Here is a 22,966-nt window from a genome sequence, read left to right as displayed (position 1 = left end):
GCCTATGAGAGACGGAGACCTTACATACGACGACTTTCTGCAACGGCTGAACATCCAGGACGTGCTGATCGACGCGAGATACCACCTGAACAAGCGCGACGGCCTGCGCTATCCCTCGTATGTCCGTCTGGACAGCGACGGGCGGCGTATCCGTGGCGACAAGTTTATCGTGACGCAACAGGGCAAGTGCTGTTTCCACGCGCAACAGCAGAAGGTCTATAACATCATCTCCTTTATCAAGGAGCATCCGCACTTCTTCACGGAGTACCACGCGGGCATGTCTCCCGACCGCCTGGTGAACCTCGTGTGCAACAGGCTGCTGAACCATCCCGTCACCGACCGTGAGACACGGATTATCCAGCCCAAGCGTGACGTGAAGCCTTTCAACATCTCGGACTACGACATCCACAAGTTCAATCCGCAGGACCGGGAGACGCAAAAGAAGTTCTATCCCTATTTCAAGAACCGGGGCATTGACCTTTACACGCAGTACGCCTTTCACCGGCATTTCTGCCTGACGACGAAACACCGGGAGGACGGCGCGGTCTACACGAACCTCTCCTTCCCGCTGACCCTGCCTAACGACGTGGAAAAGGTTGTCGGTCTGGAGGAACGCGGCCGTCCCCGCATGGACGGGAGCGGCAGCTACAAGGGAAAGGCCGAGGGAAGTAATTCGAGCGAGGGGCTGTGGATTGCCAGTCCTGCCAAAACTCCACTCACAGAGGCCAAACATATCTACTGGTTCGAGAGTGCCTATGACGCGATGGCCTATTACCAGCTTCGTCCATCACTGGACAAAGAACTGCGCAAGGCCGTGTTCATTTCGACAGGCGGTACCCCCACCGAGAAACAGACGCGAGGAGTGATTGCACTTACTCTCTCGGCCCGACAGCATATCTGTTTCGACACGGATCAAGCGGGAATCGAGTTTACCAAAAACTTGGAAAAGGAACTGTACCGTGCAACGCGCTCCACCATTGAGGTGACACCCGAACGGAAGCCTTACCTCGACACCGTATCTGATGACGAGAATCTGGACAGCGGTGAAATCGAGCTGCTGCCCGATGCCTTGCGGTCGAGCTACGGGAAATATGAATCCGCATGGGAAGAAGCCATGTCAATGCGTTCGAGCGGTCTGAGCCATCCCGATGACATAGAGGGCCAAGTGGATGTAATAAACAAACATTACCGGAAGTTCCGGGAAGGACTGCGGGAGTTCCTCGCCCTTGATAAGGCAAACGACGCTTCTTTTATTCGGGAACAGCCTAACCACCCCAACAAGGACTGGAACGAGCAGCTTTTACATGTGCAAAAACTGAAAGAAGTCCTTGATAAATCGCGGGAGAGAGAACAGCAACCCGATCAGGAACAGCAAACACATTTTCACCGATGATAGCAGCGCGGACCATAGGGAATAACCGGAGTATCGTCCTGCGACCACACACCGGACAGTTCGTCATCAACGAACTGCCCACACTGGTACTGTGTTGCGCGATGTGGGGGTACGGGGGCATGGAAGGACTGCCGCTAAGGGCTGTCGCCGTGGCGGTCGCCGGGCTGCTCACGTTGCTGTTGCTCTACCGCTACCTCTACCTGCGGCGTACACGCTACCGCATCAGCGCGGAGCAGCTAATCAGCGAACACGGGATTGTCTGCCGCGAAACAGACTACATGGAACTGTACCGTATCGTGGACTTTCAGGAACACCAGAGCCTCCTGCAGCAACTTTACGGGCTGAAGACGGTACGCGTCCTCTCCATGGACCGGAACACGCCCCGGCTCGATCTTACCGGCATCCGGCGCAAGGACGACCTCGTGGCGGTTATCCGTGAACGGGTGGAGCTTAACAAACGAAAAAAGGGAATATATGAAATCACGAATCATTAGTTGGAGTTTGGTCGCCGTACTGGCGTACCTCCTCCCGCAAGTGGCAGGAGCACAGGTCTCCGCCTCCAACCCGCTCGAATGGGCGGCGCTGGCTGAGGGCAACGAACAGATAAACGGGCAGATCGAAAAGCAGATAAAGGGACAGACACGAACGGCCCTGCTACAGAACAGCATCGCCGCCGAGTTCAACCAGATCCATAAATGGGAGAAGCAGTACAACAGTTACCTCAAGACGGCCAGCGGATACGCTTCGTCACTGAAAGCCTGCACGCACCTCTACAACGACGGCGTACGGATTTTCCTCACGCTGGGCAAGTTGGGCAAGGCCATCCAAAACAACCCGCAGGGCATTGTCGCGAGCATGAGTATGAACAACCTCTACATCGAGACGGCGACGGAGCTGGTCTCGGTCTTCACACTGCTGAACGATGCGGTGGCCGCAGGCGGCACCGACAATATGCTGACGGGAGCGGAGCGCAGCAAAACCCTGTGGACGCTGAACGACCGGCTATCGGCTTTCAGCCGGAAGCTGCACCTGCTCTATTTGAGCATACGCTACTATACTTTCAATGACGTGTGGAACAACGTGACGGCGGGAATGCTCGACCGCGACAACGGCGAGGCGGCACGCATGGCCCTGTCCCACTGGCGCAGGGCGGCAGCCCTCGCCCGGTAAAAACGTGTAAATCATGAAACGGATAGTTTGGACAATTATACTACTGCTATGCATCAGCACCGGCAAGATACAGGCACAGAACGACCCCGTGCTGGCCGGGATGATTCTGGCCTACACCGACAAGGCGGAGAAAGAACTGAAGAACCAGGAGAAGGTCATGCTGATGCAGACCACCGGGCACCTGTGGACGAAAGAGGAAGTGGAAGCCACGACCGACCTGCAACGGGAGTTCAACAACTACCTGGACTCTTTCCGGTCGATTGTCTGCTACGCGGCACAAGTGTACGGCTTCTATCACGAAATATCGCGTCTGACGGACAACATGGGCGACTTTACCAGACAGGTAAACCGCCATTCGGCTAATGCGCTGGCCGTCGCCCTCTCCGCGCAGCGGAACAAGATTTACCGGGAACTGATAATGAACAGCGTGGAAATCGTGAACGACATCCGCATGGCCTGCGTAGAGAACAACAAGATGACGGAGAAGGAGCGCATGGAAATCGTCTTCGGCATCCGGCCGAAGCTCAAGCTGATGAACAAAAAACTGCAACGGCTGACCAAAGCGGTGAAGTACACGACGATGGGCGACATCTGGCGGGAAATCGACGAGGGGGCACGCCCGACAGTCGACAAACGGGACATCGTGGACGTGGCCAAGCGACGCTGGCGACAGATAGGAAAAAATGTAAGACCTTAACAGATATAACGACATGGGAGTTTGGGATTCAATATTGAAATACGGCGGCAAGGCCATGAAAGGCGCGAGTAAAGCTACTGCCGCTACCGGCAAAAGTATGGGAAACGCGATACTGCACCCCTCACAGACCCTCCGGGGAGCGGGTCAGGCGGCTAAGACGGCGACCCTCGGCGGTGCTGTCGGCTACGTGGGCTGGAAGAAGCTGACGACCGACGAAAGCGTGGCGCGTATCGTGAGCGATGCGGTTATCGGCAAACAAGCAACGGACACCCTCGCCGGTACGGCCGACGGCGTGCGCGAGCTGACGGGTAAGACCGGAGAAGCCGTCGGCGCGGTGTCGGGCATCAACTCGAAGCTGGACGGCGTGTCGAATTTCCTGCATGAGACCGCCAACGGCGGCGGCATGAACATGTTCGGCAACTTCTTCTGCAACCTCGGGCAGGGCAACGTGTCGGGATTAAGCATCGCGGGACTGGTCGCGGCGGCAATGCTCATATTCGGACGTTTCGGGTGGCTGGGCAAAATCGCCGGGGCGTTCCTCGGCATGATGCTTATCGGCAACAACGCGGGTATCTTCCGTACGCCGGAGGCGGGAAGTGTACAGCGTGAACAGACACCTACCGTTCCGGTCGAGGAACATACACATAGCGGAGGGATGAGAAGATAGGAATACGAATCAATATAGAAACAGCAATGAAATATACGGAAGAAATGATCCTGCAATCCGATAGCGGCTATTGTATGCCGTTCGAGGAACAACCGGGCAAAGACGTGGAACTGTCACTCGGTTACGGCGAGCAGACCGATCCTGCAACGGGCGAGAAATACTTTCATCACGGCATCGACTTCGACGTGCGGTGCTACACACTGTCCGCCGTGGCCAGCGGCATCGTGTCGGGTGTGGGGAATGACCCCGTACATGGCATCTGCCAGACTATCCGCTACGGGGAGTACGAAATGACTTACGGGCACCTGTCGAACGTCTTCGCCCAGTTCGGGCAGCGTGTCAAAGCCGGGCAGACGGTGGCTTTGAGCGGTGACAAACTGCACATCGGGGTGCGTTTCAAGGGCGAGGAGTTGAACCCGCTGGAGTTCCTGACCATGCTGTACGGCAATATCCGGGCGTTGAGTCAGGCCGGCGGGCACGGAACGGTCGTCTTTCCCGACATGGAAATGAATCTTCAGACCGATTACGAGAAGGACAAACGGGAAATTGAGGAACTAATGCTACGCTTCCTGCCACACTACATGGAGGATTTGCAACGGGGAACGTACCGGCTGCCCGAACACACGGAGCAGTCGCTCCGACACATCTTCTCCGTGGGCGCGATGAAGGAATACTTCTACGAAACCATGCCGAGCATGGCCAACCCCCTCGGCTTGGGACGTAAAGCCATACCGCTTGCCTGCAAGGTGCAGAACCTGCTGATAGCGGATTTCCTGCATTATCTCGCCCTGCGGCACGAGGTGTACCTCTCCACGATGAGCGGAGACGTAAAAAAAAACTCTATGACGAAGCCGTAAGCCGCGGCGGTGTCATCGACCCGTTGGCAGAACTGGACATCGACATCCAGAGTTTCGACATACCCAGAGAGGTCACGGTCTATCCCGATCGCGCCGGTGTCAGATTCTGGACGAAGGCCTGGTTCAACAACCGGGAAAAGGGCGAGGCGTCGGTGGAGATTGAACGGGAGCAGGCTATCCGCTTCATCCACGGCCGTGTAGAGAAAGACGCGTGGCTGGAAGAGTATTTTCCAAAACAGATGGAGGTGTACCACAACGCCATCGAACAGACGAAAGAACAACTCTTGTTGAACAAGATAAACATATAGACGCAATGGACGGAATCAAACATAGCGGACGGTTCGCGGAAATGGAACGCCTCGTGAGCGACTATTTCAACTTTCATATCGTCCCCGTCATGTCAAAAACGCAGGATTACCTCGCACACAAGCAAGGCGAGGAGATGAAGGAGTATTCCACCTCGCTGGGCGGCATACTAAACATGATGGCATCCTCGACGCAACCGATGGGCGACCCGTACCAGGTACTCAAGGTAACGGGCGAATGGAACTCGAAGACGACGGAGGACTATATCGAAATGTGCAAGGCGGAAATCACCGCCTCAGAAGCGATGCAGCAGGATCTGGCGTACATGGCCGGGCAGTGGCGCGATACTGTCGTGCAGGAAATCGGGCGCGAGCGTTACGACGAGCTGTCGGAACGGCTGGGCGGCGACCTTGCCTACGCCTACATGGACTATCGCGTGGAGGAACTGATGATAGACCGGTTGGTAAAGGAGCGTATGCCCAAGTCTTCGGCCGACTACATCATCCGCAGGGCCGCCGAGTCGAGCCTGCTGGGACTGTCGCAGACCTTGAACCGCTCGCCGCTGGCCGAGGAGATCGAGAGACGTGGCGAAGCCGCCTATCGTCCCGGCAAGATAGAGAAAGGCGCGGGATGGCTGCTGGGTACGGCGGCGGACACCGTGGTGCTGGGCGGTGCGAGTTCGTGGACGGCACTGGCGAAACTTGCCGGTGCGGATATGGCTGTCTCGGCTGTCGCCTCCCGCTTCGGGTCAAAGGAACCGGAAACGCTTTCGGTCGAGCAGTGCATCAGTAAGGGTGTGTTCGGCAGCGAAGAGAACGTGTTCGAGGAGTTCCGCCAAGAGGCGGCAAAGATACCTACCAAGGAGAACGCGACGATTGCCGCAGCCAACGAACAACTGAAAAACAAAATACCCGTTTTGAACTTCAATTTTATGGAATGGATGCAAAAAACGAATGTAGCCTTATTGTGGCGGGACGGGCAGGAAGAGGAACAACGGAAACGTGCGGAACGGTACAAGGACGTGCCGCTGGTCGTCGCGCCCGGACAGGAGGAAGCCTACCTGAACGACTTGGCGAAAAAGAACGGCACGGCGACTGCCAGATTACAGCAGAAACAAATGCGACCGGAAGCGGAACAGGGGGAAAAGGTGGGAAAAGAGGGACGGCAAACCGTAGTTCCCTGTGAAGAGATGGCACAAGGAGGGCAGCCGGCACAGTCTGGTGCGAACGGCTGGGACGGTCTGTTCGGCACGCTGGGACTGGAGGGCATGGGTGATACTTTCGGTAATCTCGGTTACGTGATGGCCATGCTGCCCGATGTGTTGCTGGGTGCATTCACGGGCAAGTCGCCCTCGCTGCGCTTCGGGGACAACCTGCTACCGATAGCGAGTATCGCGGCGGGTATATTCGTGCGTAACCCGTTGCTGAAAATGCTTCTGGTTGGTCTGGGTGGTGCAAACCTGCTGAACAAGGCGGGACACGAGGCATTACAGGGGCGAACGGAGGAAAAGGTAAATATCACACGCGGGAACGATGTGCAGTATCGCCGTTATCCCGACGAGCCTCTTAACCCACGTATCGCGAACCTGGTGCTGCAAGGCGGTATGCTGATCGCTACAATCGACCGCGTGCCCTGCACCATACAGCTTCCGATGGCCGTGACGGAAGTCTACCGTGCCGGGGCATTGCCGCTGAACACGCTGGCGAACGCTGTGCTTGCCAAGAGCGACCAGCTCCGTCAGGCCGCTGCGCAGAACTACGACAACGGGCAGCAGGAGACTGTCGTGCGGACACGGGGCATTCAATAACCCGCAATCAAAAAAGGAGATTACAGAAATTACGATATGAAAGAGAAATCGCAAATAGAAAAGAAAGCCGGGGAGAAACAAGTTACCCTACTCTCCGCAGCTTTGAGTGAAGCCTCGAACGCAGGCGGACACTGGCTCAACGCATCGGGCAAGGGCTATCCCCGTTTCTACCCGAGAGGGGTATCGGTCAGCGCGTTCAACGCGCTGTTCATGGCGTTGCACTCGGACAAAAACGGGTGCAAGACAAACCTGTTCACGCCCTTCAGCGAAGTCAAGGCGCAGGGTGCAGCGGTATGCGAGCATGAGCAGGGCGTGCCTTTCCTGTTCTATAACTGGAACAGGTATGTACACCGCAACCACCCGGAACGGATCATCAGCCGGGACGACTACATGAAACTGGATGAAGGCGAGCAGAAGCAGTACAAGGGCGTACACAACCGTGAGATCCGCACGCTCTTCAACATCGACCAGACGACACTGCCCTACGTGGACAGGGAACGGTATGAGGCGGCATCGCAACGATACGGTAGTGCCGTGGAAAGGGGATATACGGAGACCGACGACCGCCGGTTGCACATCCGGTTCAATGACTTCCTGCTGAAAATGCGGGACAACCTCGTACCTGTCCGTTCGGACGGTAGCGGCGTACCACACTACGAAACGGATAAGGATGCGGTCTATATGCCGCGCCAAAGGGATTTCGAGCACTACAACGACTACGTGCAGGAAGCCCTGCGGCAAATCGTAAGTGCCACGGGACACCAGCAGCGTCTCGCCCGAGAGGGCATGGTGATGAAGAACGGTGTGGCCCCCTCGGAAGATGCCGTCAAACAGGAGCGTCTGGTCGTGGAAATTGCTTCGGGAATCAAAATGCTGGAATTGGGGCTACCGGCACGGCTGTCCGGTGAAAGCCTTAAATTAGTGGACTACTGGAACCGGGAACTGCGTGAGAACCCCTGCCTGATCGACGCGTTGGAGAGCGATGTGAACAACGCCCTCGAAGTGATCCGTAAGGCGGAACGTGGCGAGAGAATCGAGTACGCCACAATGCGCAACCGGCGGCAGACTTCGGAGATGAAGGAGCAGATGCCCAAGCATTTCTTCGTGGCCAACGAGATACGGCAGCACCCGAACAAGGAGGACAAGACCATTGTCCTGGTTATCGACCCGTCCTCGAAATCGGCGGACGTGATACTCCCTGCCGGTGCATCGCCGGAGGTGGACAACGAGGTTCCGGGCATGAACAAAGCCCGTATCGGAAGGGCCTTGCGGAGAGAGGGCATCGAGAACGTGCGTTTCTTCAATCCCGACGGCACATGGGGGTACAGACCCGACGACAGCTATTTCGCCGAGAAACAGGTGTCCCTGGCCCGGCTGAAGAACTGGACGCTGGAGATGCTCTCCACGCTGGACGTGGCTCCCGCTGTCAGACGGGCGAACGAAGTGAATATCGACCGGGCGGAGATGATTCAGGACGACAAGAAGCGCTGGGCGTTGTACATCAAGCCGGAGAACAGGAAAGGATACAGCGTCTATCCCGACAAGGAAGACGTGAACCTGTTCTTTTCCACGCTCAAACAGGCTATGGATAACATGGGTAAGGTGCGTATGGAACTGGCACACAAGTATTACGCGCTGGCGGAGGTGCAGCCCGATTTGAAGGTGGACCTGTTCGGCAGCGATACGCGGGAGATCGACCTGAACCGCATCCAGCGTGTTTCGGTATTCAATACCAATCAGGACGGCAGACAGTGCGTCGCGACCATCGACGGCAAGAAGATGCAACCCCGGAGTGTTACCCCGCAACAGTGGCAGCGGGTGATGGTGGCGGAAAACAAAACGGAATACAAGCGGCATCTGGCGGCCACGCTGTTCGCCGACGTGCTGCAAAAAGGACAGTCGCAGGAGGAACATGCGGGTGAGAAACAGGAGAAAGGGAATTTGCAACGGCAAGGCAGAGAGACAACGACCAAACGTACAGACGAGGTTGTCCAAGAACCCGCTTCGCCGAGAAATGGGCTGTCCATAGAAAACCTGTCCGAACAACTGTACGGCAGATACAAGGAAATAAAGGACAAACAGCCGGAAGCGATTGTCCTCTTCAAACATGAAGGCAGTTATTATGCTTCCATGTATGACGCGGAAACCATAGCCAACGAATTGGACCTGCCTCCGCAAAAGGAGCGTCTTTCTTATGATCCAGACAAAATGATACTTGTATTTGGACATGACAACGAGGAAACGGGAAAGCAGATTCTCGCACTACGGGCATATACAATAGATTGCGCCGCACCTGAATTACAACAGGAAACCGGCGAGCAAAACGAGAATGAACAACACACGACTTTCAGGAGGTAGAAACATGGCAAGCAAGAATCAACAGTACGCAGAGCAGTATGCAGAATACGCGATGTTACAGATGCGCCGGTACGGAATACCCGCCTCGGTAACGCTGGCACAAGGCATACTGGAAAGCAGCAACGGGCAGAGCCGTCTGGCACGGAACGAGAACAACCATTTCGGCATCAAGGCGACACCCGCGTGGATTGCCGGGGGCGGCCGGTACGGGGTATATACCGACGACAAGCCGGACGAAAAGTTTTGCAGCTATGACAGCGTGGGTGATTCCTACGAACACCACTCCCGTTTCCTGAAGGAGAACAGCCGCTATGCCCGATGCTTCACGCTCGCACCCGACGATTACAAAGGCTGGACGCGGGAAATCGCACAGGCCGGCTATGCCACGGGCGGCAAGTATGCCGAGAGCCTGCAAAAGGTCATCGAGCGGAACGGCCTGCAGCAGTACGACCGGCAGGTGATGCAGGAGATGGCGGCACAGGGCCGGGAGTTCGGAGTGGAAAACAACCCGCTCCGCACATCCGGAGGCACGGAAAACGGCGAAGGTTACTCGTTTCCAGTGGAACGCGAGGAGTTTCTTTTCGTCACCTCACCTTTCGGTATGCGTCAGAACCCTATGGACGAAACGAAACAACAGATGCACAAGGGCATCGACATCCGCTGTAACGGCGACGCGGTACTGGCCACGGAAAACGAAGGCAAGGTCGTCGCAGTCAATCAGAACAAGAGCACGCCCGGAGGCAAGTCGCTGACGGTAGAGTACGACCGAGCGGACGGCAGCAAGGTGCAGTGTACCTACATGCACCTCGGCGAAATCTCCGTGAAAGCCGGCGACACGGTGCAGGCTGGACAAAAGCTCGGCATATCGGGCAACACGGGGACACGGACGACCGGCGAGCACCTGCACTTCGGCGTGGCGAACCTCTACACGGACGGAACCAGACGGGACATCGATCCCGCGGCATACATGGCCGAAATCGCGCAGAAAGGCAACATCAAATTGCAGCTGCTCCGCAACGGTAACGACCTGCTTGCCCGATATAAGGGAACGGAAGAACAGACCGCAAACAAAAGCCTTTCGCCCGACGGCTGGATGAAGAAGCTACTCTCGTCGGAGGACAGCGGCGTGGGAATGTCGGGATGCAACGACCCGATCGTGGAGATGGCGATGACGGCCTTTACCTCGCTGATGCTGCTGGCCGTGCAGATTGACAACAAGAACGAGGAGGAACAAAAGGCGGCCATCTCGGAAGCTATGGACGGACGGCGTATCGACCTGAAATCATTGTTACTGGGCATGAAGAACTGTGACCTGACCATCGGCGGGAACGGGAAAGCCACCCTGCGGGCGGACAATGGAGAGCTGCGCGTATCACGTGAGCTGACCCCCGCTGAACTGAACCGTCTGTCGGTAACACTGAACGACAGTACCCTTACGGAAGAAGCCAAGCGTTTGCGTGTAACCGGTATGCTGAATACGGTTATTCTTTCGGAAGCGGCTTCGCAGAATTTCGAGCGGGAAATGTCCGCACAGCAGGGACAGGCGGAAAACCTGAAAAGATAAAGACATGACTGGTATGAAAAAACGCGTGATAATGGAGCTATGCAAATGTCTGTTCGGACTGTCCTACCTTGCGTTGTACGTCCGGTTCTGCTATCTGCTGCTGGGCTGGGTGGCGACGCTCGTCATCGTGGGCGTGCAACTGGCCGTTGCCGGATGGCTGGTCTGGGCGATGATACGAGCACCCGATTAAGGAGGGCTATACAGCAGTTCAACAACAATCAATAGAAGCACGGTTGTCGGGTGATTATGTATCACTTAAAAGACAATAGAAATGATAAAATGTAATGTTACGGTATGCGGTGCTATCGGTCGTGACGCGTCGATACGCACGAACAAGGAGGAAAAATCGTTTTTGGCTTTCCCGCTCCGGGTCCAAATCCCCGTTACTGACGGGCAGGCTACTCCTATCGTGGTGGATGTCAGCAAAGAAGCCGCCGGAGAGGACGCCGCCGGTTATCGGAACGGCTCACGTGTCGAGGTCTTGGGTACGATGTACTTCAAACGCAGGGGCGACAAACTCTACTTCAACCTATTCGCCGACGAAATCCGCACGGCTGCGGCTGATGCGACCGATAAGGTCGAGGGGAAGCTGTCCTTTCGAGGCAAGGTCGGTCAGAACATCGAGGAAAAGAGGGACAGGAAAGAGCAGCCCTACACGATGTTCTCGGCGTTCAGCGCGGAGAAAGTCGAGGACGGCTTCGAGTACCAGTGGGTGCGCTTCTTCTGCTTCGGCAAGGAGCGTGAGGCGTGGTTACAGCCGGGCGTGAGAGTGGAAGCCAGAGGCGAGATGACGCTCTCGGCACACAACGGGAAAGTGAATGTCTCCTGCAGGGCGGAAGAGCTCGCGCAGCATGTGGCGGATTCGTCTAACTCCAATGAGTAAGAGTTATGGCAGGATATAGAAAACGAAATACCGACGGACCGAACAGCGAGGACAAGGCGTTGGACCTCTTCGCTGAAATGATGATCGAGAAAATCGAGAGCATCCGGGGAGACTGGGAAAAGCCGTGGTTCATGGAGGGAGCGTTGCAATGGCCCCGCAACCTCTCGGGGCGCGAGTACAACGGTATGAACGCTCTGATGTGTGCGTCCAGAATGGTCGCATAGTAAATATCTCTATGGCAAGAGATTAGAATAGGATACAATATGTTCTACTCCCAACTGAATAAGCCACGAGCGAAAGCAAAAGGTGAAAATAGCATTTCAGTAAAACGGAATGTGCGGCTAACTGTCATGCGGCACAGTTCCGTGAGGGGGAAAGACAGATATGAGGATGAAACCTACACTGGTTCAACGATAGTTCAGCGGCATAATGCGTGGCATGGGCGGAAAGACAGTTATATCTACGCCCTTTCGTGATACTCAATTCCAAAACATTAGGAATATGAGCAAAAGGTATCAATCACGACGCACTTGCAATAAGCAAGAAAAGAACGAAAGTCGCATCCGACAATCTGTCGTGCCAATAGTTACTATGCGTGCTAACTGGAGATTGCCTAAATCGGGAAGCCGAAAGGCTATGGGCAAAGGCTCTGAATACCCGACATGGCAACGGAGCTTCCGTAGTAGTCCGAGCAAGGGAAAGCCTTGTACATGGCGAAGGGAAGCAGTTGGTAATTTTAATACAAACAACGGATAATGTGAGAGACATTATGAGAAATCCAAAGCAAGTATTAAGCAATTTATGTGAACATAGCAAAATTTTGGACTACAAGTTCGAAAGGCTGTATCGAAATCTATTCAATGAACAGATGTTCTATGTTGCCTATCAACGTATCTATGCTAAACAAGGCAATATGACACCTGGCACAGATGGCAAGCCCATTGACCAAATGAGCATTCAAAGAATAGAGTCTCTTATAGCAAGTCTCAAAAACGAGACATATCAACCTAATCCGGCAAAGAGGATATATATTCCCCAAAAGAACGGTAAAAAGCGTCCGTTGGGCATACCCTCTTTTGAAGACAAACTTGTGCAGGAGGTAGTCAGAATGATACTCGAAGCCATTTATGAGGGATATTTTGAATACACCTCTCATGGGTTCAGATCTTTCAAAAGCTGCCATACCGCACTATCAAGCATTCAGAAAAGGTTTGTCGGGGCTAAATGGTTCATCGAGGGAGATATTAAAGGATTCTTCGACAATATAGACCATAGTGTACTGATAAGCATACTTGAAGAAAGAATAAACGATGTTCGCTTGATTCGCTTGATTCGAAAGTTCCTCAAAGCCGAATATGTAGGACACTGGCAGTTCAATCATACTTATTCGGGAACACCCCAAGGTGGAATCATCAGTCCAATACTGGCGAATATCTATCTTGACAAGTTCGATAAATTCATGAACGAGTATGCCAAGAGGTTCGACAAAGGTAACAAGAGACAGGTAAATCCAGCCTACAACAGTATTTGCAACAAAAGAAACTCGCTGAAACGTAAACTGAACGCCGAAACTGATGTGGAGAAAAGGGAAATCCTTATCTGGCAAATCAGAAACATGCATACAGAAATGCAACAACTCCCGTATGGGAATGACATGGACGAACAGTACAGACGACTGAAATACGTGAGATATGCTGATGACTTCCTTGTAGGGGTTATCGGCTGTAAATCCGACTGTGAAGCGATAAAGGCAGACCTCAAAAAATACATGCAAGAACAACTAAAGCTTGAGCTGTCAGAGGAAAAGACCTTAATCACAAACGCACAGGACAAGGCAAAATTTCTCGGATATGAAATCTATGTACAACATTCCGAAAGCAAGCTAAAGAATAGCCTCGGTAGAACGAATCGAATGTTCAACGGAAATGTAAGGCAACATGTCCCTACTGAAATTGCAAGGGAGAAACTGCTTGCTATGAATGCTATGGTAATAAAACAAGTCAATGGCAAAGAAGTATGGTGGGCTGAATCCAGAGGTTTCTTAACAAGCATGAAAGAAGAGGATATCATAGCCCGATACAACCTTGAAATAAGAGGGTCCTATAACTACTATTCGATAGCCAATAACATCTCCGCTGTCGAAGATACCTTCGGATGTATCTTGAAACGCAGTTGCATTAAAACCCTTGCACACAAGCATAACAGTACCATGCGTAAAGAATGGAAACGTTATCGTGAGGGACAAAATTTCGTTGTCCGATTTAGGGATAAAGAAGGTCAAGAAAGATGCAGGGTACTGTACAATGAGGGGTTCAAAAGAAAACCAGTCAATGATTATGCCGAATGTGACCATATACCCAATACTTTCTTTCTTCCACAAGCATCGCTTGTAGAAAGACTAAAGATTGGCGTGTGTGAACTCCGCGGAAACAAAGCGCCACTGACAATACACCATGTCAGAACATTTAGTAAGTTGAAAACTGGTACAGAGTGGAATAAATTGATGCTGAAGAAAGGGCGCAAGACATTGGCGGTATGCGAAAAATGCAATACACTGATTCAAAGCTATGATTAACAGAAAATTGATATTACCAATGGAAAGCCGAATACATGGAGACGTGTACGTTCGGTTTGGGGGCAGGTATGGGAAAACCTATCGCCGAAAGGCGACAAGGCGTCTCATACCGAGCCTACTGCTGATCCACTGTGAGAACAAGGGGTACACGATTCCCCGTTTCTGCACGTTCGACTGTGTGCAACGACTCAACAAGCCCGACAAGGACGGGCAGGAACTCCCCCGCGTGTCAATATTGCGCGGCGAGAAATCCTTCCCCGTCATGTTAACTACCTTTACCTGCATACACAAGGAGACGAAAGAGAAAATCAAGTACGACGACTACAAGAGACTCTCTGACGACGAAAAGAAAGAGTATAACGTCTATCCTAAGATGCAGGTATTCCGCGTATTCAACGTGGCGCGTGCGTCCGTAATGGTTGCGTAATAAATATCTCGATAATAAGAGATTAGGTTAGTGTTCAAAGTTTAGAGATAAACAAAAGACCTATCCCCGACTGACTTACTTGGAGAGGAAACTCAAGGAGGAACATAGCACGTCAGTAAAGCGATAAGTCAACTAATAGCCATGTTGCAACTGAATTGCAAGGGGAAAGACAGATATAAGGATGAAGCCTGATTGGTTAAACGATAGTTCAGTGACACAAGTTGAAGTTGTGACGGAAGGCTGTTATATACGCCACATCGTGGTACTACCGCCTATTGAGCCAAGGCGAGTAGCAAGAACAAACCATGACACGACCGCAGTAAGCGGAGAAAAGAACAAAAGTCGCATCCGACAATCTGTCGCCTATCGAAAGATAGAAGTTGTTACGTGATTAAACGGAGATTGCCTAAACCGGAACGCCAAGTAATTGGCTATGAGGATCAGCCTCTGAATATCCGACATGGTAACGGAACTCCCATAGTAGTCCGAGCAAGGGAAAGCCTTGTACATGGCGAAGGGGAGTAGTTAGTAACTTTAATACAAATAAAAGAAAACGAGAGATTCGTTATGAGAAATCCGGAGATTGTATTAAACACATTATGCCAGCACAGTAAGGTCTCGGACTATAAGTTCGAGCGACTGTACCGTATTCTGTTCAACAAAGAGATGTTCTTCATTGCCTATCAGCACATTTATGCAAAACCAGGCAATATGACTCCAGGAGCGGATGGTCAGACCATTGACCAAATGAGCATTGGAAGAATCGAACGTCTCATTGAAACACTTAGGAATGAATCCTACAAACCGCATCCTGCTAAGAGGATGTATATACCAAAGAAGAATGGCAAGAAACGCCCTCTTGGTGTACCATCCGTGGAGGACAAACTTGTGCAAGAGGTAGTCCGAATGATTCTTGAAGCCATCTATGAGGGGCACTTTGAAAGTACCTCTCACGGTTTCAGACCTCACAAGAGCTGCCACACCGCTCTGACAAGTATTCAAAGGACTTTTACTGGTACAAAGTGGTTTATCGAGGGAGATATAAAAGGCTTTTTCGACAACATAGATCACGATGTGCTCATTAGCACTATGCAAGAGCGTATTGCCGATGAAAGGTTTCTTCGCCTTATCAGAAAGTTTCTCAAAGCGGGGTACGTCGAAGACTGGAAGTATAACAACACGTATTCGGGAACCCCTCAAGGTGGAATAATCAGCCCAATTTTGGCAAACATCTATCTTGATAAATTCGACAAATACATGAAAGAGTATATTTCACGCTTCGGCAAAGGAAGAGAAAGGGCTTACAACAAAAAATACTGTTGTCTCAACACGAAAACAGTAAACCTAAGGAAGAAATGGAGAACGGAAACGGATGAAACTGTAAAAGCTGAACTATCGGCGAAAATAAAAGCCATGCAGGAAAAGAAAAATAAGATGCCATACAGACTTCCAATGGACGAAAATTATCGGAGATTGAAATATGTGAGGTACGCAGACGATTTTCTGATAGGTGTTATAGGGTCAAAAGCAGATTGTGAACGAATCAAGGCAGACATCACGGAATATATGATGAGAAGCCTTAAACTTGAACTTTCTGCTGAAAAGACACTCATAACTCATGCAAAAGGGAATGCTAAATTCCTCGGTTTTGACATCACCGTCAGTACATTGGATGTTTTCAAAAGAAACAGCAATGGAATCAAGAAACGAGAATTTGTTGGCAAGGTCATGCTTATGCTATCTTCTGAAACAGTGAGAAATACACTTCTCAGTTACGATGCTGTAAAGTTTGCGAACGCAAACGGCAAAGATGTATGGAAGCCCAAATCACGGGAGAAAATGGTCGGTATGAAACCCGAGGATATCCTTGCACAATTCAACTTGGAAATCAAGGGCTTCTACAACTATTACTGCATAGCCAACAATGTTTCGTCAACATGTGCCGATTTTGGCTACATTATGGAGTATAGTCTCTATATGACTCTTGGTCAGAAATTAAGAAGACATGTAGGGCAAATCAGAGACAAGTACCGCAAAGGCAAAGACTTTGTAATTCCATATAAGGATGCAAAAGGCAAAGAACGGTTCAGAATACTCTATAAAGAGGGATTCAAACGTAAAAGCGCATTAACGGACGATTTTCTCGACCGTACCCCATGCACTATGCATGTTCCCAAACCGAGCCTCGCAGAGAGGTTGAAACAACAAACCTGTGAAATGTGTGGTGCAACGGACACTAATGCCGTAATGCATCATATACGTACTCTTGTTGGGTTAAAAGGAGATACACCATGGGGCAAGTTGATGTTATCGAAACATCGTAAGACGCTTGTAATGTGTGAATCTTGTTATACTAAAATTCAGCTTAATGGGAAAATAATGTGAGCTTACTAATGGCAAGCCGTATACACGGAGACGTGTACGTACGGTTTAGGGGCAGGTATGCGGAAACCTGCCGCCGTAAGGCGGTAAGGCGCTGCATACCGAGCCTACAGACGAATTTACAGGAGGCACGCCCGGAACTGTGGAAAAAGCTGGAAGCTGAGAACTCGCGACCGAAAATCGGAAACGGGGAACATTTCAGCTTCGCTCCCGTCGATACGATGATTCGGGACAACCTGTGGATTTGCCCCATCAAACCGCTGTACCAGAACGATGCCTATTATTCCATATCGAAGAACGTGATTGTCGTTCCAGAAAAGGGACAGTTCAAGTCCGGGGAATCGTTTTACGGGACGCTCTTCCACGAGATGATACACTCTACCGGTACGGAGGGGGTACTCGACCGTTTCAAACCGGCTTCGTTCGGGTCTTCGGAGTATATACGCGAGGAACTGGTGGCCGAACTGGACAGCGCACTGGTCGCCCAGCGCTACGGCATGATGAAGTATATCAAGGAGGACAGTTGTCCCTATCTCAAAGGGTGGCTCGACGAGTTGAAGGAGTCGCCGCAGTTCATCAAGACGACGCTGCTGGACGTGAAGCGGGCGTCTTCGCTGGTTACCCAAAAGGTGGACAAGATCGCACAGGAGTTGGAACAGAACGTCAGCGAACAGCAAGCGACAGCCCCGAAAGAGAAAGTGTACTATTCTTCCGTGGCTTATCTCCAGTCCACCGATGACACGATGCGCTTGGACGCCTTCAAGGACAAAAGGGACTACGAGGGGCTGCTGACGTTAGCCAAGGAGTATTACGACGGCAACGGCATCAACGAGGAACATACCTATCCCTCCCCCATACAGAACCGGGGCGATGACCTGCTGATTGAGGATAAGGATTTCGCCGTGGTGTACAACGGGAACGTCGGAGGTACTTACGAGGTGATGTTGAAATTCACGGAGCAGGAAGTACACGACCATGTCCGACGTTACGGCATTGACCATGCCGGGGATACCTTGAAAGGGGTTGCCAGAGAGATGGCGGCGGAGCAGTTCGCTGCCATGACACGGCAAAAAATTCCTGCATTCGAGATGCCGAACGGTGATGTACTTTATGTTGATTATAACAAGGAGGCCGATACGCTCGATGTCGGGATGATGACTAACGCAGGGCTTGCTGTACGGCATCGTTTCTCCTACGACCACAACGCGACGCTGGACGCCAATTTGCAAGCTGTGAACGAGAAGCTGAATAACATGGAGGAATATCAGGCGGAGCTACAAGAGGCGGAATACAGCGGCGGGATGCGCCGGTAGAAACTGAAAGAAAGATGCGGGGCTGATTTGTCCCGCATCTTTCTTATACTGTTATCAAGTCAAAAGCTTAAAAATTGTTTTTATAAATAAGTAAATGTATAAGTCTGCCCTGCTTCAGTGGGTACATCATACAAATAGGAATCTTTCAGTTCCACTCCACGCAATGGAGCTTTCTCGCTAATCAGCGGACGACTGATTTCCTGCTTTCCAAACAAGGGGTTAGGATTATCCCCTTTAGCTTTGCCTAATGTCATACCATCCACCATTAAAACATTGTGCACGCGCAAGCGAAGATTACCACCGATAGTAGATTTGATAACTGCCGATTCTATCTTACCGCCCTTCCATTTCAGAGAAACAATTTCGAAACCACCACGTGCACGAAGGCCTCTAATCTCTCCATTTTTCCAGGTATCAGGTAAAGCAGGAAGTAAATGAACAGCCCCATCATGGCTCTGCATCAACATTTCAGCAATTCCAGCTGCGCAACCAAAATTTCCATCAATCTGGAAAGGCGGATGAGCATCGAATAAATTTGGATAAGTACCTCCTCCTTGACCTTTCTGTACTTCAGGAGAAACAAGATTCAACTGATTGGTAATCAACTTAAATGCATGATTTCCATCCAAACATCTTGCCCAAAAACAAACTTTCCATCCCATAGACCAACCAGTAGAAGGATCACCACGCTGTATCAATGTATTACGGGCAGCTTCAAAAAGTACAGGTGATGAATAAGGAGAAATTTGATAACCGGGGAAAAGTCCCCATAAATGAGAGATATGACGATGATGGTCATTAGGGTTATCCCAGTCTTCGAACCACTCTTGCAACTGTCCGTATTGCCCTACTTGCATAGGAGGAAGTTGCCTTTTTAATGACAAAATGGTATCACAGAACTGCTTGTCCTGATTCAAAATCTGTGCTGCTGAACGAGTGTTTGAAAATAAATCGGATACCAACTGATTGTCCATCGTGATACCTGCAAACAAATTGGCTTTCCCTTTCCAAATACTAGGCGAATTCTCTGGAGAGTTACTAGGAGTGACTACCAGATAACCGGTATTGGGATCTCTTACTAAAAAATCAACAAAGAATTCTGAAGCACTTTTCAGAATAGGATACACGGAAGCCAGGTATTCCTTATCACCCGAATAGAGGTAACGGTCCCACAAATGCTGACATAACCACGCATTACAGGTAGGCCACGGTCCACAATAAGCCCTATCCACAGCACCATTCATACGCCACAAATCCGTATTGTGATGCAATACCCATCCTCGGCAACCATACATCTCCCGGGCAGCCTCCTGACCGTTCTCATACAATTCCTTCACCATTTGCAAGAAAGGCTCATGCATCTCACGCAAATTGGTAACTTCGGCAGGCCAATAATTCATTTCCGCATTGATATTGGTGGTATAACGGCATTTCCAAGCAGGATTTAGTTTCTGATTCCAAATACCTTGTAAATTAGCAGGTTGCCCTCCCGGCTGAGAACTAGAAATAAGCAAATAACGACCAAACTGAAAATAAAGAGCAACCAGATGGGGATCATCGGAAATAGCGAATTCTTTTATCCGGACATCAGTAGGTTTATCAGCCTGCGAAGTGCGTCCCAAATTTAGAGACACACGGTTATAGTATTTTTGATATGCACTGATATGAGCCTGTAAAGCTCGGACATAATTCTTTCCGGCATTCTTCATGGATACCTTATTACGCCCAGATGGATTTCCGGATATATCCTTATAATTCACAAAATTAGTAGCCATGGCGATATAAATAGTAGCACTATTAGCATTAGTCACGGATAATAAGGTATCTCCTGCCACACTCTTTCCACCCTGTAAATCTAACTTCAAATCTGCACGAAAACGAATAGAACCTTTTGTGAAATCGTCTCCTTTAGTTGTACCTTCCAAAGTCAAGGCATTCTTTCCAGAAACGGTAACATCCACCTTCTGAGGACAAGTCAGGGAAGCGGAAAAAGTAAGTTTTCCCGGTTGAGAAGCAGTAAGGCGGACAATGACCAACTGGTCGACAAAAGAGGTAAAGACTTCACGCTTATAATCTACTCCATTTACAGTATAAGCAGTCGTGGCTACAGCTTTTTCCAAATCCAATTCACGACGGAAGTTTGTATAATTTTCATGACTAGGAAAGTCCAGACACAAGCTGCCCACTGTCTGATATGGCATTCCAAAACCGTTCTTGGAGAGGATTTTTTCACCTGCCAACTCTTGAGCTTCAGGATATCTACCAGCAAAAATTAACTGACGGATGGTCGCCAACGCTCCTTTAGCCTCAGGATTATAATTTTTATAAGGAGAACCTGCCGATACTGTTTCCTCATTCAGTTGAATCTCTTCGGCCACAGGATTACCATATACCATGGCTCCCAAGCGTCCATTTCCCAAAGGTAATGCCTCTTCCCAATATCTGGCAGGCTTATCATACCATAATACAGGCTTTTCCTGAGCATCTATGCTGATGCTGACTACAGATAGCAAAACTACAAGTGCTATTTTTAATAACTTACGTGCATTCATAATCTATAATTAAATTAATAAATATCATCGACTTTTATAATGGAGAAAGAAATCCATTCTCTATCAACCAAGCTTCAGCCAACTCCGGCCACATGACCGTGCTTCCCCTTTGTGCACGCAAAGAGATGGCATGTCCGCCGGCAGGAAACAGGTGCAGTGAGGATTTCTCTATTCCCGCTTTATACAAGGCTGTATAATAAGCAATACTGTTTAAAGGGGAAACAGCCTTATCATTAGAAGCATGAAACAAGATAGCCGATACCGTGTTACCATCCACTTGTTTTTCCAAAGAAAATAAGTTTCTGAGAGCAATATCCTGTTCCCGTTTTCCCAACAGATTTGTTCGGCTACCTTTATGAACAATAGCGTCATCCATCGAAATAACCGGAGATATCAATACAGCAAAAGAAGGTTTACAACTATATGCATCCAGTGCATCACCCACTTTTGACCAGTCTTCACCAATAGTACACAATGAAGCGGCCAGATGACCGCCAGCAGAACAACCCATTACTCCCACTTTATGAATATCTATTCCATATTCCTCCGCATGAGCACGTATATAGCGAAGGGCACGTTGTCCATCCTGCAAAGGAGCTTTATAAGATTCTATTACATCCGGTGATTGCGGGAAACGATGTATCAGAACAAAAGCCGTTACTCCCAAGGTATTATACCATTTTGCCAATGCGATACCGCTGATTTCATGCGCCAGTTTCACATATCCGCCACCGGGAATAATCAGTACCGCCGTACCGGTACGCTCGGCCTTTGACGGTTCATAAACATTAACAGCAGGAATTCCGACTTGTACCACACGTTCCCTGGCTACAGAATCTTTAAAAACTAGACCTTTGCTATTGGGCATATTATTCTGCCACAAAGGAATTATTTTCTGAGCCTGAAGAGTGACCGTCATCAATGCCATCAAAAGAAAACTTAATAAAAATACGAATCTGTTCATTACTTTATACTCTTTTAAAATCCTGTCCATTTACTGTTGCATTCTTAAAGTGAATGTTTTCAACACCAGTCACCTTATTAATCACCAGCTTCATCACTCTATCAAAAGTGCATCTTTTTTTACTAAAAGGAACGCAACAACCGAAGAGAAGCGTCAATTCCAAAAGTGATAATCCACTATCAAGGTAATGAATAACGTACTATGCGCTTCTTCAGGGCGTGTAGTATTTTTTTTATTCTGATCAGCCCTTGAATCTTTCTTTTCATTATACAAATGATATTGCAAATATTATAATAAAGGATGAGCAAGAAAAAAATAATCTTTTTTTTTTTGCATTTTTTATTTTAATACATATATTTGCAAAAGTTTTCTACTTTGATGATTTATCAACTTTTAAGGTTGTAGTAAATACTCCATATTAAGCTAAATACAACTAAATCTCTCCCTTCTTTAAGGAGAGATTTGTAGAAATAGATGATAGGGGGAAGAAAACTGACATAAGGAAGGCGTTTACTAACGCTCTGTTTAAGGCGAGTCGTAATCTTGCAAACTTACAATTATAGTCTTGAACTCAGCAACGATAAATGTCCCGGGGATGTGTTTTATCACAAGCACGGTGTTTCTGTACGTGTGGAGTGTATCTTGTAGGTAACTCCTACCGTACTTCCCCCTTTTCTCTTTAACACCGTGTAAAAGTGTATTTCATATTAGCGTGGGCTCTGACGTTATCAGTTCAACTATAATAGGCAATGCAAGAGCCTCGACTCGTGGAACGGACAACAGGACGATTCCACGTATTCTATGCTAATATCCTAATCTCTTATTCCGTTTAACAATAAATTAACTTCTCGTTCTTTTTCCTTTCTATAACTTCTCGTTCTTCATAATATTTGTATGTATTTTGATCATATGGTACTTTCTTCCTGACTAATGCCACTATGATTCTTATGAGTTTGTTCTTGACATTATTTAAAGCCACTTGAGGCTTCTTTCCCTTACTAATCAGTCTTTGATAGTAATCTCTAATTTCGGGATTATATATTTTGGCTAT

At 49.8% G+C, this 22,966-nt stretch carries 18 protein-coding genes and 3 pseudogenes; 18 read left to right on the top strand and 3 right to left on the bottom strand.

All coding sequences use genetic code 11. The features are described from left to right. Positions 1 to 4 precede the first annotated feature (4 nt). The 18 genes and pseudogenes from HMPREF0106_RS08645 (at position 5) to HMPREF0106_RS08715 (ending at position 18,399) form a co-directional block, all read left to right on the top strand. The gene (locus HMPREF0106_RS08645) at positions 5 to 1,393 is read left to right on the top strand and encodes a toprim domain-containing protein (protein WP_009040451.1); all 1,389 of its coding nucleotides are present in this window, start codon (positions 5 to 7) and stop codon (positions 1,391 to 1,393) included. Then, a complete protein-coding gene (locus HMPREF0106_RS08650; RefSeq protein ID WP_009040450.1) occupies positions 1,390 to 1,887 on the top strand; it encodes a PH domain-containing protein in 498 nt (165 codons plus the stop codon). The genes HMPREF0106_RS08645 and HMPREF0106_RS08650 overlap by 4 nt, the downstream gene beginning before the upstream one ends. Then, positions 1,868 to 2,563, top strand: a complete 696-nt coding sequence (locus tag HMPREF0106_RS08655; RefSeq protein ID WP_009040449.1) for a hypothetical protein — start codon at positions 1,868 to 1,870, stop codon at positions 2,561 to 2,563. The genes HMPREF0106_RS08650 and HMPREF0106_RS08655 overlap by 20 nt, the downstream gene beginning before the upstream one ends. A 13-nt stretch (positions 2,564 to 2,576) precedes the next feature. Continuing rightward, the gene (locus tag HMPREF0106_RS08660; RefSeq protein ID WP_009040448.1) at positions 2,577 to 3,260 is read left to right on the top strand and encodes a hypothetical protein; all 684 of its coding nucleotides are present in this window, start codon (positions 2,577 to 2,579) and stop codon (positions 3,258 to 3,260) included. 13 nt (positions 3,261 to 3,273) lie between these two features. Then, complete coding sequence (locus HMPREF0106_RS08665; protein ID WP_009040447.1) at positions 3,274 to 3,927, top strand: hypothetical protein; 654 nt, start codon at positions 3,274 to 3,276, stop codon at positions 3,925 to 3,927. 26 nt (positions 3,928 to 3,953) lie between these two features. Continuing rightward, the gene (locus HMPREF0106_RS08670; protein ID WP_009040446.1) at positions 3,954 to 4,784 is read left to right on the top strand and encodes a M23 family metallopeptidase; all 831 of its coding nucleotides are present in this window, start codon (positions 3,954 to 3,956) and stop codon (positions 4,782 to 4,784) included. Between the two features lie 23 nt (positions 4,785 to 4,807). Next, the gene (locus HMPREF0106_RS08675) at positions 4,808 to 5,092 is read left to right on the top strand and encodes a hypothetical protein (RefSeq protein WP_009040445.1); all 285 of its coding nucleotides are present in this window, start codon (positions 4,808 to 4,810) and stop codon (positions 5,090 to 5,092) included. Between the two features lie 5 nt (positions 5,093 to 5,097). Next, positions 5,098 to 6,897 (top strand): hypothetical protein, encoded by a 1,800-nt coding sequence (locus tag HMPREF0106_RS08680; protein ID WP_009040444.1) that lies wholly within the window; start codon positions 5,098 to 5,100, stop codon positions 6,895 to 6,897. Positions 6,898 to 6,933: 36 nt separating this feature from the next. Beyond that, positions 6,934 to 9,255 (top strand): zincin-like metallopeptidase domain-containing protein, encoded by a 2,322-nt coding sequence (locus tag HMPREF0106_RS08685; RefSeq protein WP_009040443.1) that lies wholly within the window; start codon positions 6,934 to 6,936, stop codon positions 9,253 to 9,255. Between the two features lie 4 nt (positions 9,256 to 9,259). Then, positions 9,260 to 10,819 carry a glucosaminidase domain-containing protein gene (locus tag HMPREF0106_RS08690; protein WP_032851478.1) on the top strand — a complete coding sequence of 520 codons (1,560 nt, stop codon included), beginning with the start codon at positions 9,260 to 9,262 and terminating at the stop codon, positions 10,817 to 10,819. A gap of 4 nt (positions 10,820 to 10,823) precedes the next feature. Beyond that, positions 10,824 to 11,009, top strand: coding sequence for a hypothetical protein (locus HMPREF0106_RS27480; protein ID WP_009040441.1), 186 nt, complete (start codon positions 10,824 to 10,826; stop codon positions 11,007 to 11,009). A gap of 81 nt (positions 11,010 to 11,090) precedes the next feature. Continuing rightward, complete coding sequence (locus HMPREF0106_RS08700; RefSeq protein ID WP_009040440.1) at positions 11,091 to 11,702, top strand: hypothetical protein; 612 nt, start codon at positions 11,091 to 11,093, stop codon at positions 11,700 to 11,702. Between the two features lie 5 nt (positions 11,703 to 11,707). Next, positions 11,708 to 11,902: pseudogene (locus HMPREF0106_RS0124935) on the top strand (ArdC family protein); the annotation flags it as partial. A gap of 301 nt (positions 11,903 to 12,203) precedes the next feature. Then, complete coding sequence (locus HMPREF0106_RS27155) at positions 12,204 to 12,458, top strand: hypothetical protein (protein ID WP_157133817.1); 255 nt, start codon at positions 12,204 to 12,206, stop codon at positions 12,456 to 12,458. A 13-nt stretch (positions 12,459 to 12,471) separates the two neighbouring features. Beyond that, on the top strand, positions 12,472 to 14,277 hold the full coding sequence (locus HMPREF0106_RS08705) for a reverse transcriptase/maturase family protein (RefSeq protein WP_009040439.1): 1,806 nt from the start codon (positions 12,472 to 12,474) through the stop codon (positions 14,275 to 14,277). A gap of 19 nt (positions 14,278 to 14,296) precedes the next feature. After that, positions 14,297 to 14,701, top strand: a pseudogene (locus HMPREF0106_RS0124930) (ArdC family protein); the annotation flags it as partial. Between the two features lie 570 nt (positions 14,702 to 15,271). Further along, positions 15,272 to 17,089: a reverse transcriptase/maturase family protein gene (locus HMPREF0106_RS08710; RefSeq protein WP_009040438.1), complete on the top strand. Its 1,818-nt coding sequence runs from the start codon at positions 15,272 to 15,274 to the stop codon at positions 17,087 to 17,089. An 8-nt stretch (positions 17,090 to 17,097) separates the two neighbouring features. Further along, the gene (locus HMPREF0106_RS08715; protein WP_032851474.1) at positions 17,098 to 18,399 is read left to right on the top strand and encodes a zincin-like metallopeptidase domain-containing protein; all 1,302 of its coding nucleotides are present in this window, start codon (positions 17,098 to 17,100) and stop codon (positions 18,397 to 18,399) included. Positions 18,400 to 18,479: 80 nt separating this feature from the next. Here the strand turns inward: HMPREF0106_RS08715 and HMPREF0106_RS08720 are convergent, their stop codons facing one another. From HMPREF0106_RS08720 to HMPREF0106_RS27885, 3 genes and pseudogenes are all read right to left on the bottom strand, one after another. Then, entirely contained in the window at positions 18,480 to 20,951 is a 2,472-nt protein-coding gene (locus tag HMPREF0106_RS08720) for a glycosyl hydrolase family 95 catalytic domain-containing protein (RefSeq protein ID WP_009040436.1), read from the bottom strand. A gap of 34 nt (positions 20,952 to 20,985) precedes the next feature. Continuing rightward, positions 20,986 to 21,915: an alpha/beta hydrolase gene (locus HMPREF0106_RS08725; protein ID WP_032851503.1), complete on the bottom strand. Its 930-nt coding sequence runs from the start codon at positions 21,913 to 21,915 to the stop codon at positions 20,986 to 20,988. Positions 21,916 to 22,744: 829 nt separating this feature from the next. Continuing rightward, a pseudogene (locus tag HMPREF0106_RS27885) lies at positions 22,745 to 22,966 on the bottom strand (IS110 family transposase); the annotation flags it as partial.

Origin of the sequence: Bacteroides sp. D22 (genome assembly GCF_000163675.1) — a bacterium.
In the GTDB taxonomy this organism is placed as follows: domain Bacteria; phylum Bacteroidota; class Bacteroidia; order Bacteroidales; family Bacteroidaceae; genus Bacteroides; species Bacteroides xylanisolvens.
The sequence above is the reverse complement of the archived record's forward strand: the minus strand, read 5'-3'. Positions and strand labels throughout refer to the sequence as shown.

Bases quoted from the DNA above. Each gene is read 5' to 3' on its own strand.
- HMPREF0106_RS08645 (WP_009040451.1), top strand. From the start codon at position 5: ATGAGAGACGGAGACCTTACATACGACGACTTTCTGCAACGGCTGAAC.
- HMPREF0106_RS08650 (WP_009040450.1), top strand. From the start codon at position 1,390: ATGATAGCAGCGCGGACCATAGGGAATAACCGGAGTATCGTCCTGCGA.
- HMPREF0106_RS08655 (WP_009040449.1), top strand. From the start codon at position 1,868: ATGAAATCACGAATCATTAGTTGGAGTTTGGTCGCCGTACTGGCGTAC.
- HMPREF0106_RS08660 (WP_009040448.1), top strand. From the start codon at position 2,577: ATGAAACGGATAGTTTGGACAATTATACTACTGCTATGCATCAGCACC.
- HMPREF0106_RS08665 (WP_009040447.1), top strand. From the start codon at position 3,274: ATGGGAGTTTGGGATTCAATATTGAAATACGGCGGCAAGGCCATGAAA.
- HMPREF0106_RS08670 (WP_009040446.1), top strand. From the start codon at position 3,954: ATGAAATATACGGAAGAAATGATCCTGCAATCCGATAGCGGCTATTGT.
- HMPREF0106_RS08680 (WP_009040444.1), top strand. From the start codon at position 5,098: ATGGACGGAATCAAACATAGCGGACGGTTCGCGGAAATGGAACGCCTC.
- HMPREF0106_RS08685 (WP_009040443.1), top strand. From the start codon at position 6,934: ATGAAAGAGAAATCGCAAATAGAAAAGAAAGCCGGGGAGAAACAAGTT.
- HMPREF0106_RS08690 (WP_032851478.1), top strand. From the start codon at position 9,260: ATGGCAAGCAAGAATCAACAGTACGCAGAGCAGTATGCAGAATACGCG.
- HMPREF0106_RS27480 (WP_009040441.1), top strand. From the start codon at position 10,824: ATGACTGGTATGAAAAAACGCGTGATAATGGAGCTATGCAAATGTCTG.
- HMPREF0106_RS08700 (WP_009040440.1), top strand. From the start codon at position 11,091: ATGATAAAATGTAATGTTACGGTATGCGGTGCTATCGGTCGTGACGCG.
- HMPREF0106_RS27155 (WP_157133817.1), top strand. From the start codon at position 12,204: ATGAGCAAAAGGTATCAATCACGACGCACTTGCAATAAGCAAGAAAAG.
- HMPREF0106_RS08705 (WP_009040439.1), top strand. From the start codon at position 12,472: ATGAGAAATCCAAAGCAAGTATTAAGCAATTTATGTGAACATAGCAAA.
- HMPREF0106_RS08710 (WP_009040438.1), top strand. From the start codon at position 15,272: ATGAGAAATCCGGAGATTGTATTAAACACATTATGCCAGCACAGTAAG.
- HMPREF0106_RS08715 (WP_032851474.1), top strand. From the start codon at position 17,098: ATGGCAAGCCGTATACACGGAGACGTGTACGTACGGTTTAGGGGCAGG.
- HMPREF0106_RS08720 (WP_009040436.1), bottom strand. From the start codon at position 20,951: ATGAATGCACGTAAGTTATTAAAAATAGCACTTGTAGTTTTGCTATCT.
- HMPREF0106_RS08725 (WP_032851503.1), bottom strand. From the start codon at position 21,915: ATGAACAGATTCGTATTTTTATTAAGTTTTCTTTTGATGGCATTGATG.